At 53.5% G+C, this 13091-nt stretch carries 14 protein-coding genes; 5 read left to right on the top strand and 9 right to left on the bottom strand.

All coding sequences use genetic code 11. The features are described from left to right. Positions 1-18 precede the first annotated feature (18 nt). Positions 19-342, bottom strand: a complete 324-nt coding sequence (gene fdxA / locus ACMAZB_RS05820) for a ferredoxin FdxA (protein WP_435215238.1) — start codon at positions 340-342, stop codon at positions 19-21. 66 nt (positions 343-408) lie between these two features. Then, positions 409-2967, bottom strand: coding sequence for a DNA mismatch repair protein MutS (gene mutS / locus ACMAZB_RS05825; RefSeq protein ID WP_435219778.1), 2559 nt, complete (start codon positions 2965-2967; stop codon positions 409-411). Positions 2968-3394: 427 nt separating this feature from the next. Here mutS and recA point away from each other — a divergent pair, with 427 nt between their 5' ends. Both recA and ACMAZB_RS05835 read left to right on the top strand, forming a co-directional pair. Further along, complete coding sequence (recA, locus tag ACMAZB_RS05830; protein ID WP_435215242.1) at positions 3395-4438, top strand: recombinase RecA; 1044 nt, start codon at positions 3395-3397, stop codon at positions 4436-4438. Between the two features lie 5 nt (positions 4439-4443). Continuing rightward, positions 4444-4941 (top strand): regulatory protein RecX, encoded by a 498-nt coding sequence (locus ACMAZB_RS05835; protein WP_435219779.1) that lies wholly within the window; start codon positions 4444-4446, stop codon positions 4939-4941. A gap of 126 nt (positions 4942-5067) precedes the next feature. Here ACMAZB_RS05835 and ACMAZB_RS05840 read toward each other — a convergent pair whose 3' ends face one another. The 7 genes from ACMAZB_RS05840 to ACMAZB_RS05870 all read right to left on the bottom strand — a co-directional run bounded on the left by ACMAZB_RS05840 (position 5068) and on the right by ACMAZB_RS05870 (position 10082). Beyond that, positions 5068-5940 carry a DUF3014 domain-containing protein gene (locus tag ACMAZB_RS05840; RefSeq protein ID WP_435219780.1) on the bottom strand — a complete coding sequence of 291 codons (873 nt, stop codon included), beginning with the start codon at positions 5938-5940 and terminating at the stop codon, positions 5068-5070. A 254-nt stretch (positions 5941-6194) separates the two neighbouring features. Further along, positions 6195-6836 carry a flavin reductase family protein gene (locus ACMAZB_RS05845; protein ID WP_435219781.1) on the bottom strand — a complete coding sequence of 214 codons (642 nt, stop codon included), beginning with the start codon at positions 6834-6836 and terminating at the stop codon, positions 6195-6197. Between the two features lie 3 nt (positions 6837-6839). After that, positions 6840-7181 carry a thiol-disulfide oxidoreductase DCC family protein gene (locus tag ACMAZB_RS05850; protein ID WP_435215249.1) on the bottom strand — a complete coding sequence of 114 codons (342 nt, stop codon included), beginning with the start codon at positions 7179-7181 and terminating at the stop codon, positions 6840-6842. A gap of 45 nt (positions 7182-7226) precedes the next feature. Continuing rightward, positions 7227-8159, bottom strand: coding sequence for an FAD:protein FMN transferase (locus tag ACMAZB_RS05855; RefSeq protein WP_435219782.1), 933 nt, complete (start codon positions 8157-8159; stop codon positions 7227-7229). After that, complete coding sequence (locus tag ACMAZB_RS05860; RefSeq protein ID WP_435219783.1) at positions 8152-9342, bottom strand: DUF3570 domain-containing protein; 1191 nt, start codon at positions 9340-9342, stop codon at positions 8152-8154. Before ACMAZB_RS05860 ends, ACMAZB_RS05855 begins: the two co-directional genes overlap by 8 nt. Continuing rightward, positions 9329-9601, bottom strand: coding sequence for a DUF4266 domain-containing protein (locus tag ACMAZB_RS05865; protein WP_435219784.1), 273 nt, complete (start codon positions 9599-9601; stop codon positions 9329-9331). Before ACMAZB_RS05865 ends, ACMAZB_RS05860 begins: the two co-directional genes overlap by 14 nt. Further along, positions 9555-10082 (bottom strand): TlpA family protein disulfide reductase, encoded by a 528-nt coding sequence (locus tag ACMAZB_RS05870; RefSeq protein WP_435219785.1) that lies wholly within the window; start codon positions 10080-10082, stop codon positions 9555-9557. The genes ACMAZB_RS05865 and ACMAZB_RS05870 overlap by 47 nt, the downstream gene beginning before the upstream one ends. Before the next feature lie 371 nt (positions 10083-10453). On the opposite strand from ACMAZB_RS05870, the gene ACMAZB_RS05875 reads away from it, so the two are divergent. Genes ACMAZB_RS05875 through ACMAZB_RS05885 form a run of 3 tightly spaced genes read left to right on the top strand, consistent with a single transcriptional unit; the run spans position 10454 to position 13091 of the window. After that, positions 10454-10969 carry a pilus assembly FimT family protein gene (locus tag ACMAZB_RS05875; RefSeq protein WP_435219786.1) on the top strand — a complete coding sequence of 172 codons (516 nt, stop codon included), beginning with the start codon at positions 10454-10456 and terminating at the stop codon, positions 10967-10969. After that, the gene (locus ACMAZB_RS05880; RefSeq protein WP_435219787.1) at positions 10960-11844 is read left to right on the top strand and encodes a PilW family protein; all 885 of its coding nucleotides are present in this window, start codon (positions 10960-10962) and stop codon (positions 11842-11844) included. The genes ACMAZB_RS05875 and ACMAZB_RS05880 overlap by 10 nt, the downstream gene beginning before the upstream one ends. Then, the gene (locus ACMAZB_RS05885) at positions 11841-13091 is read left to right on the top strand and encodes a hypothetical protein (protein WP_435219788.1); all 1251 of its coding nucleotides are present in this window, start codon (positions 11841-11843) and stop codon (positions 13089-13091) included. Before ACMAZB_RS05880 ends, ACMAZB_RS05885 begins: the two co-directional genes overlap by 4 nt.

The raw sequence follows: 13091 nt of genomic DNA on the forward strand, positions 1-13091 counted from the left end.
TTGTCTTGGCGAACGCGACTAACGCTGTAACAGCGGCAGTTTGTCTGACTTTCCAGTCCAAGCCTCGGCGTCTTCCAAGGCGGGTTTTTTCTCTGTGATGTTGGGCCAGATGTCGGCGAGTTCGGCATTCAACTCTAGGAACTGCTCCTGCCCTGCGGGTAGCTCATCTTCTGAGTAGATCGCATCAATAGGGCACTCAGGTTCACACAACGCGCAGTCGATGCATTCGTCGGGGTGTATGACCAAAAAATTGGGGCCCTCGTAAAAACAGTCCACCGGGCATACTTCGACACAGTCGGTGTGTTTACAATTGATACAGTCTTCGCCTACAACAAAGGTCATGCTTACTTATCTCCAGTTGGTCCGACGCAAGGATACGGCCTTCTGAGTCGATTTGAAATACGCCAGTTACAACTGTTTGCGAAGTTCGTACAGAATTTCTAGCGCGGCCCTCGGCGAGACCTCATCAAGGCTCAAACTTTCAAGTTGCTCAATCACCGGGTGCGCGTTGGGAGTTGCGAAAAAATCGTTTTGAGAGGGGGGTATCACGGTTTCAACCTGTATTTTTCCAGTCTCCAACTGTTTGAGTTTGTCGCGGGCGAGGGCGAGAACGCTGTCCGGAACACCGGCAAGTTTGGCCACTTGCAGGCCGAAACTTCGATTGGCAGGCCCCTCCTGAATGTTGTGCATGAAAACGACATGGTCCTCGTGTTCTGTGGCGTCTAGATGAACATTGGCCATGGCGTCGTGCTGCTCTGGTAGGTGTGTGAGCTCAAAATAGTGGGTGGCAAACAGGGTAAAGGCACGAACTTGTGTTGCGAGAGCAACCGCTGCCGCCCAGGCAAGGCTCAAACCATCGTAGGTGCTGGTTCCTCTGCCGACCTCATCCATGAGAACGAGGCTCCTAGGCGTGGCGTTGTGCAAAATATTGGCAGTCTCGGTCATTTCCACCATAAAGGTTGAGCGGCCGCTGGCAAGGTCGTCCGATGACCCTATGCGGGTGAAAATTCGATCGATGGGTGACAACTGAACCTGCTTTGCAGGGACGAATGCACCAACGTGCGCCAACAGCGCGATCAACGCTGTCTGTCGCATATAGGTGGATTTACCCCCCATGTTCGGACCGGTAATGAGTAGCATTCGTCGCTGAGCGTCGAGCCGGGTGCCGTTGGCAATAAAAGGTGTTTCGAGCACCTGTTCAATAACGGGATGGCGGCCAGCTTCTATATCGAGCAACAAGGTGTCGGTGAATTCGGGGCAGACCAGGTCTAGCGTCAGAGCCCGTTCGGCAAAACAGGCGAAGACATCAAGATTACACAACGCCTCGGCCGAGGTTTGCAGTGGGGCCAGCTGTTGCTGCAATTCTTTGACCAAGGCTTCGTAGAGAAATTTTTCACGGGAGAGAGCCCGAGATTTCGCCGAGAGGGCCTTGTCTTCAAAGGCCTTGAGCTCAGGTGTAATAAAGCGCTCAGCGTTCTTCAGTGTTTGTCGGCGTACGTAGGTATCGGGAGCAGCGTCAGATTGTGCGCGTGAGATCTCGATGTAATAGCCATGGACGCGGTTGTAGCCAACTTTTAACGTGTTGAGCCCTGTGGCTTCCCGCTCACGCTGTTCAATTTCCAGAAGATATTCGCTGGCATTGCGCGAGATATTGCGCAGTTCGTCAAGCTCCTCATCGTAGCCGTCGGCGATGACACCCCCGTCCCGTATCACCACGGGCGGATTCTCGATCAATGCTCTTGTTAGCAGCGTCACTAACTCAGGAAACTCGCCTAGCGCCTCAGCAGTTGCAGCAAGTCGGTGAGAGCGTTCAACACCAATGCTCGAGAGTTCTGCTCTGAGTTGAGGCAGTGCGCTCAGGCTGTCGCACAGGCGGGTAAGATCCCTAGGGCGTGCGGACCCTAGGGCGACCCGTGCCAAAATACGCTCGACATCGCCCACGGTTTTGAGCAGAGAGCGGACTGTCTCAAATCGATAGTCGTCGATAAGGTCCTTGACTGCTTCCTGTCTGGCGGTGAGCTCGGCGACGGTACAAATAGGACGATGCAGCCATCGGCGGAGGTGCCGTGTACCCATCGCGGTAACGGTTGTCGCAAAAACAGCAAATAGGGTGTGTTCTTCGCCCCCCTGAAGGTTGCGATCTATTTCAAGGTTCCTGCGGGTTGCTGCATCAAGCAGCACGGTTTCTGTGAGTTTTTCTTCGCGGATTCCTCGAATGTGGGGCAGGTTGCCCCGTTGGGTGTCCTTTAAGTAGTCAAGTAGGCATCCGGCTGCAGCGAGGCCTAGGTCAAGATCCTCGCAGCCAAACCCCCGCAGATCTTGGGTTTGAAACTGGGCATTCAGAGCGCGCCTCGCGGCGGCCGTATCAAACTGCCACGGTGGTTGCTGCCGCACGCCGCTTCGACCCTCTAAGCCGGTATGGAAGCTACCCTCAGCGACTAAAATTTCGGCCGGCGACAGGCGCTCAAGCTCCGCTAGTAAGGCTTCGTTGTCGCTGACCTCGGTAATGACAAAGCGACCGCTGGAAATATCAGCCCAGGCAAGCCCAGCGCGCCCATGCTCTTGATGCAGCGCAAGCAGCAGTGCGTCATTGCGGGCATCAAGCAGGGATTCGTCAGTGAGGGTGCCGGGGGTCACGATGCGTGTGACTTTGCGCTCGACCGGCCCTTTGCTGGTGGCGGGGTCGCCAATTTGCTCGGCAATTGCGACTGCAAATCCGCTGCGCACCAAACGCGCCAGATAATTTTCTGCGGCGTGAAAGGGCACTCCGGCCATGGGTATCGGCTGTCCCGCGGACTTTCCCCGCGCGGTCAGGGTAATGTCGAGGGCCTCTGCCGCCACTTTGGCATCCTCGTAAAAAAGTTCGTAAAAATCCCCCATGCGATAAAACAGCAACTCGTGCGGATGTTCGCGCTTTATCGCCAAATACTGCTGCATCATAGGCGTGTGTGATGAGGGGTCTGACATAGTGTTCAGCTGGGTCCGATGAGTCATGTGTGGCTGTTGTTCGTATTCTACGGCCTATGTCCTCAGGAGGCGATCAGAGATGCAGCAAATCCAGCAGCAGAAACTGTTAACGCCCGCTAACCCAATGGGTTCGCTGTACTTTGGGTCTTGCTGCATCGGATTTGAGGCTAGATTCTCCGCGTGCGTCGCAATGTGCTGGCAGTGGCGGCGTTTTGTTTGTCGTATTTTTGGGAACAGTCGATCGGCACTGCCTGTTGTTGCGCTCAAAGTCTCGTTTTGCGGTCAACCTGTCGCCAATGACGACATGTGTTCTCTAACGATAGTTTCTGAACCACCGGAAAGCGCTAAAGTGACTTGCATCTGAACGCAAAAACACTGAATATACATACAGTAGTTTACCTTATAATCTCAACCCGAGGAAAATCGCATGGATCCCAACAAAGCGAAGGCACTTGACGCGGCAATGTCGCAGATTGAACGGCAGTTTGGCAAAGGCACTGTCATGCGAATGGGTGATCAGGAACGCGTAGCCATTCCGGCTATTTCTACTGGCTCCCTGGGGCTAGACATTGCTCTGGGTATTGGTGGTCTGCCCAAGGGCCGTATTGTCGAGATCTACGGTCCGGAGTCGTCGGGTAAGACCACGTTGACACTGCAGGTTATTGCCGAGGCGCAGAAAAAGGGGGGGACAGCAGCCTTCATTGACGCGGAGCATGCGCTAGATCCTCAGTATGCAGAGCGATTAGGGGTTCAGGTGGACGACATGATCGTATCCCAGCCTGATACCGGTGAGCAGGCTCTTGAGGTTGCTGAGATGTTGGTTCGTTCCGGCGCTGTCGATGTACTCGTCATAGACTCCGTGGCAGCACTGACGCCTAAAGCCGAAATTGAAGGCGAAATGGGCCAGTCACACGTAGGTCTACAAGCGCGCTTACTGAGTCAAGCGATGCGCAAATTGACCGGGGCGATTAAGCAAACCAACTGCCTGGTGATTTTCATCAACCAAATTCGCATGAAGATCGGCGTCATGTTTGGCAGCCCAGAGACCACCACGGGTGGTAACGCACTCAAGTTTTACGCCTCTGTGCGCCTTGATATTCGACGCACCGGAGCGGTCAAAGACGGCGACGAGGTGGTCGGTAACGAAACCCGGGTCAAGGTGGTAAAAAACAAGGTTTCGCCGCCGTTCAAACAGGCCGAGTTTCAGATCATGTATGGCGCAGGTATTTACCATATGGGCGAGGTAATCGACTGGGGTGTCAAACTGAACCTCGTCGATAAAAGCGGCGCCTGGTATGCCTACAAGGGCGACAAAATTGGGCAAGGTAAAGCGAATGCCTCCCGATTTTTAGAGGAGCACCCTGACATTGCCAACGAGATCGAAAGTCAAATTCGCCATCAGACAATGGGCTTACCCCTCGCCGTGGTGGAAGCGGCGCCAAGTGAGGGTGCGGAAGCCTCTGCCGAGTAAGGAGCTTGGAATCTCCTCTTAATCCCACTGACGTACGCCGGGCCGCAATGGATTTGTTGGCTCGGCGTGAGCATGGGGTAGAGGAGTTGAAACTGAAGCTGAAGCGGCGTTTTGGTCGGGAAGAAGACTTTGACACTGTTGTCACCGAACAGCTTCAGCGGCTCATCGACGAAGACTTACTCAGCGATACACGTTTTGCAGCGGCCATGGTGCGGCAACTGGTCAATAAAGGTATCGGTCCGCGCAGGCTGGATCAGGAGCTGCGCAGCAAGGGAATAAAAAATTCCTGGCAAGACTGTGCCGCTTTGGCTGAGTTAGAGGTCGATTGGTTTTGGCAGGCACAACAGGTGTACAGCAAAAAATTCCCCAATCCCATCAGGGAGCCCAACTCTGACGATCGGCGTCGGGAATGGGGGAAGCGTGCCCGCTTCATGCAGTATCGAGGCTTTGAGCCGGAGCAGTTTATGGAGCTTATCACCGACGCGAGTGAGCCTTTTGATTAGCCCCAAAACCTAGCGCTCGCACTCAGCCCCTGCTAGGTATTGCAACCAGTGTCTTACTGCGCCGACTTGAATTAGTGACTGCGGGCGGCATGAGCGGGGAGCCCAATGCCGCTAAACAACTTTTAATTAGGTGTTGCGATCGAGCAATGCTCCGCGCAGCTCCCGTGCTTTGTCCTGAACTTTTTCAGCGTTCCCGGGGCCCATACGCATAAGCTGCTTTTGCAGGGCGGGCAAGGTCTCTAAGCTGTCGTCCTCATACCGCCAGTTTGCCTCGTCCTTGTACAACCGCGCTTCTAGGTCTGTGGCGGGTGCCAGCAATATCATATTGAGGGCGCCTAATGCGGCGTCGTCAAACGTGGTGTCACCGTAACCCAGCCCTGACCAAACCTCTTCAAGCACGCCCGAGAGCATGTCATAGAGGGTCACAACGGCTGCCACATTGACCCCAGCTAAGGTATCGGCGAGGCCGTTATAGCGCTCAAAGCCCACGGGATCTAGGGTCACTGCAAGGCCGTTATCTTGAAACGGAAATTTCACACTGGGGCGGCCTACGGGTAAAAGCTTATAGGGCACGTTACCCATGCGCAGGTTGTCAACAATGGCAACACCCCGTTCGAGGGCGTTACTGCTCATAGCAAATTGTTGCCCGAGCATGCCGCTGTTTAACTGCGGTAAGTATTCGGTAATGACCGCGTCGCTCTCTGGCAGCGTAATTGCTGGAGCTTCGATTATCGTCTTAACTTCGTCAGCGAGAACGACTTCCGGCTCAAGCGTGGGCTCGCTAATAGATGCGGGTGCCTGCTCAGCAACAACCGCCTCTGGAGTGACAACCGGTGGAGCGACTGGAGTCACCGGAGCCTCAACTGGCGTTGGTGCTGGTTCTTCCTGCATAAACCCCCAGTATAAAATGCCACACAGAACGACAAAGCCCGCCCCCGCGAGAATGATTCCAGCGTTGGACTTTTGTGGGGGTAAATTTTGGTCTGTTTCTGTGGTCATAGCTTTTCCTGAATCAATACGGCGAAGGGGCTGCAAATATTACACCACTATGACTCATGCACTTTCGGAAAGTTCCAAAACCTGTCAAAGCCTCAATATTTGGATACCACAATGACCAACGACATTCGCGCTAGTTTTCCAGAGTTTGTTTTTGGCTCAGTGGCTAGATGCAGGTGCCGGTAGCTTTTTGCAGGAAAGAACGGCTCTTGAAATTCGTTTAGTGCGGGTCGGTGCCAAAGCATTGATAGATCAATTCAGGTCAAAGCCTGTGTCGCTCGATCGGCTTTAGCGTAGGCAAATCGCCGCCCCTCTTTGACTCCGTGGTAGCTGTCCAAACCGCAAACCGTTTGCGTATCGAGGTCGATAAGATTTACCGAGCCATCGTCTCGAATGCCAGAAGCAGGGCATTGCAGCCATTGCACACCTGCGATGAGCATGTGCGTTTGATTCACGGCGAGCACCTGATGTTCGATGAGTGAGAGCCCGAGCTTCACTGGCGATTCTTTAACGGCTGGCGCAGAAAACTCGGGGATCCATTCTTCAGTGAGTTCAGTCGCGTCAAACTCGGAGTCGCTTCTGGGGTAGCGCGCTGAGGTCTGATGGGCGGCCGGTATCATCGGCTCGGTAATATGGTTGAGGGTGAACACCTTAGTAGCCAATATGTTGTCGAGCGTATGACGTTCAGTGCCCTCGGGGCAGGGCCTGATGATTAATCCCAGCACTGGTGGGCTGGCACCAATATGAAAGACGCCAGAGAAAACCGCGAGGTTGCTTTGTCCTTGTTTGTCGGCTGTCCCCACCAGCAAGGCGGGTTTAAACCCAGCAATACCATTAATCAAGTTGCCTCGATACCGACTGGGTAATGCTTTGAGCTCTTCTGCAGTCCAGTTGCTCATAGGTTACAGCCCTGTCTTGTAGAGTCGGTCGTAGCGCCAGCGCGCCCATCGATTGTAGGCGACCTCGACAATGGGACGAATGAGAGGCCAGGTCATCCACCGCCACAGCACCCCGTAACGGGTGTGCTGCCAAGCGGCAACATTGGCCTCAATCCCGGTAACCATTTGTCCATCGCGCTCTAAGTGGAGCACGCGTAACAATTGGTCCTTGTCGACCGGACTGTTCGGCTCACTCAGTCCATGGATGTCAACTAACCGCAGTTGCTCATCCTTGATGACGCGCAACCGATCCATTTCCTTAACGCAGAGAGGACACTGGCCGTCGTAATAAAGCGTATCTGGCATGCTGGGGGACCAAAAGCAGTGATAGATATGCAATTACGGCCAATGTCATCGGCTGGATGATTGGGGGGCCAGAGGGCCGGAGCATTCGCCCGCTGGTCCAATGCTCAGCCAAGGCAGCCCGGCCTCCTCAAGCCATGTTGTGGCATCGGCACCGCTGTGCAAACACCCAACGGTAGCGACCGCGCCCGCAGTCAGGCAACTGTCTGAAATAACACTGACGCTCGCCGCCCCTTCGACGGGCCAGCCCGAGTGCGGATTGAGGAAGTGACTGTAGCGTTGGCCGTTAATTTCAATAAAGCGCTGGTAGCTGCCGCTGGTGGCCAGGGCACAGTTGGTCAGCTCGATGGTGAGCAAGGTCCTTGATGGGGCTTCAGGGTCGCTGATGCCAACATGCCAGGGTGCCCCTGAACTTTTACTGCCCACGGCCACGACATCCCCGGCAAGTTCAATCAGCGCATGGTTGAAACCGTTGTCCCGCAAAGACTGCGCGGCTTTATCGGCACCATACTCTTTCACAACACCCCCGAGGTCTAATTCCATCCCGACATCGCGCAACCCAACACCCTGTTCGCTCTGCAGCACCTTAGACCAATCCACTTTGGGTAGCAGGTCTGACAGTTTACTGACTTCGCCTTGCTGCCCACTAGAAAAATCCCAAACCTGTCTCAGGATTCCTGCCGTGGGGTCAAACAAACCGTGGCTTTGTTCCCATAAGCGTCCACAAAACTCCAGTAACGCGAGGGTCTCTTCATCGACGGGGGTTAACGTCCCGGTGCCGGCAAGGCAATTAATTTGGCTGATTAAGCTGTTCTCGCGATAACGGCTGTACCGCGCTTCGAGATCATGCAACAGGCCCTCGACGGTCTGACAAACCGCCCGGGCACTGGCGGCATCGGGCGCTGGGTGTTCTATAACCAGTCGAGCGGGGCCGCCCATGACTTTAAAGGCATGCTCTGTAACGGTGAGCGGATCAGTCAAAGCGCCAGCTGATGCCAATGGTGGCGCGCCAAAAATTTACAAGGGCGGGAGCAGCCTCTCCGTCATATAACCCCCAATCGTTATCACTTTCATAACGTTCGAGCTGTCCTTCCACTTGCCATTCGCCAATCTGAATAGAGCTTCTCAGCCCAACAGTAAAGGCGCCATAGGACGACAGTCTAAAATCATCGGCATAAAACTCTTCGTCTAAATCAGCGATAACGCTGAAAAAATCAGCCTCTCTTTGGCTGTAATAGCGCAGGTAAGGTGTAATTGCGAAGCGTTCAAAATTTTGATGCCAAGCCACCTCGGCAGTATGGGAGTCAGTGCCCCAATCGTCAGAGTAATAGCGGTAGTCAATTTGCAGGGCACCTTGAGCCTCTGGAAAGAACTTTCGATAACCGCCACTAAGCGCCGTGCGGCTGTGTTCATCGGGGCGCGCATCAAACAGCTTGTAAGGGTCAGACAGATAGCCTTCGCTATAGGTGTAACCCAGGCCAATGCGGACGATCGCGGTGCTAGACAGAATTTGGCTGACGCCAAAGTAGACCGAGGCCGTGTCAATGTCTTCACGGTCGATAAATACGGGGATGTTGCCGTTTACGGGCTCGACCCTGTCGTTCGAGGTGCTTGCCGAAGCCGACCAAGTTCTTGAATTGTCACTGCTGTTCCAAGCCACGTCGAATGCGAGAGCAAAGGCCTCGTAGTCGTCTTCCTTGGAGTGCGTCACGTTGAAACCGGCGTTGCCATCAGCCCAGAAGTAACGCGTGGTAGCACCCACTTCAACGCGATTATCGTAGATACTCGCACCGCTCATTATAACGCCGGGCTGACCATCGACTTGAGTTCCGACAAACCATGGCGATGCGCCGCTCATCGAGTCGTTTTGAACATCAACAGCAATAGACCAACTCGAGCCTATGGGCGCCTCGATCCAGAGCTGTGTGACATCAATGTCGTAACGGCCGCGTGCTCCGGCAATAAAGTTATCTGTGGACAGGTTGTCCTCGCTATAGTGGCTATAGCGCAATCCCACCTCGGTGAACTCTGGGGGCGCATCGGCATAGGTGTTGTGGTAGGCGGGCAGAGCAGCCACAGCGGCGCCCAAGGTTCTTACCAATGGCGATTGTTTGATTGTCGAGGCCGAGTGCTCACTGTTTTGGCCGCTACTAATTACAGCCACAACCACCTCCTGCAGCACCGTTACCCCCAGAGGATGCCTCCTTGCTGGTATAAACGTGGCCCTTAAATTTAGCCTCGCGGGTGCTCGATTGCCATTGCATAGCATCCTCTGCGAGGTATCCGCGCTCCCACGCAGCCACGGGTTCGAGACCCGAACAACCGGTTATTCCAGTAAGAGCAAAAAGACAAAAAAACCGGTAGGTCTTTAGAGTTTTATTCTTCCAGAAGCTGCAGAATTTCAGCGCGCAGTGCATCCTCATCTCCTCGTTTAAACCCTACGTGCACTGCCCTAACGCGACCTTCGCGATCGATTAAGTAACCCGACGGCATGCCGTTGACGGCGTAGGCCTTGGGTACGCTGCCTTCGGTGTCAATGGCAACTGGATACGTCACCGGGTAGCGCGCCAAGAAGTCCCACGCATCTTCCTCGACCACATCAACACTGATCGCGGTGACCTTAAGACCCATCGGAGCGAGTTCCTGATAGATTTCGTCGAGTGCGGGCAGAGACAAACGGCAGGGGCCGCACCACGAAGCCCAGAAATCGAGGTAGGTGACGTTTCCTTTGTAACTTGCCAGTGAAATAGCACCCTCGGCATTAGCGATGGCAGGCAAGCTGAATTCCGGTGCTGCTATGGCGTCTTGCTTTGTTGTGGGGTCACTGTGTGCACCAACTGCGAACACAGCGCATAGTAAAAAAGCGCTAAACGCTTTTACGAGTTGGGTGGTGAGCTTGAGCATTCGAGACCCCTCAATAGCAAAGCAAACAGTTTACAACATTGAGTGGCTTTTACTCGGGGAAATTGATGTTGGATTTTACTGTCCTGCGTGTCGATTCTATGGTGTAAATTGAGAGCGACCCACCTTTCAATGGTATTATTAATCGGCTTTAACAGCCCAGAGTACTTGAGCTTTCTTTTTGTAGTTGCCTCTGGGACGGTGTTATTCTGCGTGCGCAGCCTGCGTGTCTCGTGTCGGTGAGCCCAAACAGACAAAGGCGACACCAACGTAGCTGCGGAGAATTTATGGGCCTAACGTGGATTCACTCCAATGTGGTACCAACGAGTGACGACAAGGTTTCGCAGCTTCAGTAACGGTTAGCGGTGGGGAATTTGCTGAAAAGAAGCTTCACAGGTTTCACCTTGGTAGAGTTAATGGTGGCATTAGTTGTCGTGGCTATTCTTATCTCTATTGCAGCACCCTCTTTTCAGGGGTTGATTCAGCAACAGCGACTTAAAGCGGTCACTGAAACGTTGCTGGCTGATATGCGCACCGCTCGATCAGAGGCATTGGCTTTAGGTCTTAGTGGTAGTGTGACGGTTGCCTTCAGTTATGCTTCATCTGGGCAAGTCTGGTCTTACTCGATTACCAATACAGGCACCATGCCCACGGTGACTAGATCCCATAGCGACTACGCAGGCGGCATTACGGCTACTATTACGGGTTGGGGGGCCTCCTCTAGCGCTGCGTCGTTTTCGATTTCCCCTGTAAGAAGTTTAAGCTCTAGTGGTGCAGGAACGATTACTTTTGCCCTAGAAAGCTTAAGTGTTAAAATCGAGCGAAATTTGCTAGGCGGAGTTTTTGTTTGCTCCGCCAATGGAGACCTGGGGTACAGCACATGCACCTAGATAAGGGCTGTAGACATTTTGTGCTTGGGCGATTCGCGGGCTTCAGTTTGACTGAACTGATGATAACCATAGCGATAGGCAGTTTCATTGCTTTGGCTGGGTCTACCTTTTACGTGACGACAGTGGGTTCCGGGAAAGACATTTTTGATTCCGCAAAGCGCACAGAACAGTTGTATGCGCCCATCACTTCCTTATCAAATGATATACGTCGCGCCGGTTTTCGAGGGTTGCCCTCGGCATTAACCGCCTATCTAGTAACAACCCAAGGCAGTGGTGCGTCGACGACGGGTGATGAGGGAGATTTCCCGGCCGTCGAATTTGGCACGACAGGGGTGCCTTCATCGGTAGGGGCGACTGCTGAGTGCGTGCTCGTATCATATGTTCGCGACCACAATTGTGTGTCAGGTGACGCGAGTAACTTTACGGCCTGCGCGTCCGTGGCCGTTGGGGTGGCAGTACCCTTGCATCATCGTTTTGGCTATCGGTTACAGTCACACGTACTGGAGGCTACGGTGGTCGTACACCCTAACGAATATTCTGCTTCGGCACCCAGTAATTCAGGCTGTGACGCTTCTGGTGCATCCTCTGCCTGGGTGCCTGTTACCAAGTTAAGTGATGTCTTTGTCGATACCTTCACAGTGCATCTCATGGATCAAGATTCAGCCGACGGAGACAATGGTGACGTCATTTCGGATCTTGCGGTCTGTGGAACCACATCGCTGTCTTGTCGTATTGATCGGCTTTACAAAATAACGCTCTGTGCATATTCGGAAAATACCGATGGTTTGTGTGCCAGTAATCCTGAAAATAAGATTGAGACTGAAATCTTCGCTAAGCCCCGAAATGCGGTTCTCATTCAGAAGGCGGCGTCATGAAGTTAAGTCGTCGCAACGGTAGTCCCAAGCTTATATACCCCCAGCAGGGTGCCTACACCATATTTTTCGTCGCCATTTTGGGATTGCTAACCTTGCTGGCTGTTCGGAGCATGACCACATCCACCGCTGACTCGGTGCGCTTAACAACTAACACACATAGTTCTAGCGAGGCTTTTTTGGCTGCGGAAGAAGCGATGGCTTCGGGCATGGAGTGGTTGGCCGTAGCCGGTAATACCTACACATCAGCTCTTTGGCCCAATTCTGCTCGACAGGTTGGCTCGCCAATGTCATTCCCCGTGGTCAATATGGGTGGGCTGAACGGCAATCGTGACTACACGATGTCTTTTGGCTTTGAGGTAGATCCGGACGGTGGTCCTTTAATAAAAGTTGTTGGACGTGCCGTGAACGGTGTGCAGCAAAGCGCAACGGTGAGTCAATGGGTGAGCCTTAACACGCTTTTGCAGCCTACGGCGTTGGACGCTCCACTGATGATTAGTGGGTGCCTGAGCAACGTGACCGGGACGCCAGATATTTTCTCGCAAAAAGACAGTGGCACTGACTACGTTACGTTGTCGAGGGGTAGCACTTATAGCGCTAGTAACAGCAACTGTCCCACTAGCTATGGAACCCTAAATAATGGCGGCGGTAGTACCCAATCAGCTGAAGCCATTAATGTCGTGGTCAACAGCGGGGGGGATTTATGGAATCAAATCTTTACAGAAACGCGAGACTGGTTTGAGGAAAACGTAGATAACCTCGCTAACGTGCACCTGATTGACGCAACAAGTGGTGATGTACCGTTTGGTTCTAACGGTTTCACTTGGAGTGCTCTTTCTCTGTTCGGGGGTGGTACTGGCTTTAATAACCAGGCGATTAATAATGGCGCTTGGTTTGGAAACTCCTACGGTACCTTAGACGACCCTGCCATCGTGGTTATTCGTGGTTGTCCCGGGAATGATATGCTCGCCAGGGCAGCCGGCAATGACATCGGATCCAATGGCTATAAATTTGTGGGCCTGGTGTTTATTGAAGCTGCCAGCAATCCGGAGGCCGGTACTCTGCAATGCGACGCATCTGGATGGCATCGACTTAAAGTTTTGGGAACACTAGTCATTAATGGCGATATGACGAAATTAGGGCGACAGCCTGAAATCATCTCTGCTGAACGCGGAGGAATTACTACCAGCGCATTTCCCGTTAGCGGAGTGTACGCTTCCGCTGGTTCCTGGACGATTCAAGGAGATTGA

The sequence above is a fragment of the Luminiphilus sp. nBUS_07 genome, from assembly GCF_051201685.1.
In the GTDB taxonomy this organism is placed as follows: Bacteria; Pseudomonadota; Gammaproteobacteria; order Pseudomonadales; family Halieaceae; genus Luminiphilus.

Bases quoted from the DNA above. Each gene is read 5' to 3' on its own strand.
- fdxA (WP_435215238.1), bottom strand. From the start codon at position 342: ATGACCTTTGTTGTAGGCGAAGACTGTATCAATTGTAAACACACCGAC.
- mutS (WP_435219778.1), bottom strand. From the start codon at position 2,967: ATGTCAGACCCCTCATCACACACGCCTATGATGCAGCAGTATTTGGCG.
- recA (WP_435215242.1), top strand. From the start codon at position 3,395: ATGGATCCCAACAAAGCGAAGGCACTTGACGCGGCAATGTCGCAGATT.
- ACMAZB_RS05840 (WP_435219780.1), bottom strand. From the start codon at position 5,940: ATGACCACAGAAACAGACCAAAATTTACCCCCACAAAAGTCCAACGCT.
- ACMAZB_RS05845 (WP_435219781.1), bottom strand. From the start codon at position 6,836: ATGAGCAACTGGACTGCAGAAGAGCTCAAAGCATTACCCAGTCGGTAT.
- ACMAZB_RS05850 (WP_435215249.1), bottom strand. From the start codon at position 7,181: ATGCCAGATACGCTTTATTACGACGGCCAGTGTCCTCTCTGCGTTAAG.
- ACMAZB_RS05865 (WP_435219784.1), bottom strand. From the start codon at position 9,601: ATGAGGATGCACTGCGCGCTGAAATTCTGCAGCTTCTGGAAGAATAAA.
- ACMAZB_RS05870 (WP_435219785.1), bottom strand. From the start codon at position 10,082: ATGCTCAAGCTCACCACCCAACTCGTAAAAGCGTTTAGCGCTTTTTTA.
- ACMAZB_RS05880 (WP_435219787.1), top strand. From the start codon at position 10,960: ATGCACCTAGATAAGGGCTGTAGACATTTTGTGCTTGGGCGATTCGCG.
- ACMAZB_RS05885 (WP_435219788.1), top strand. From the start codon at position 11,841: ATGAAGTTAAGTCGTCGCAACGGTAGTCCCAAGCTTATATACCCCCAG.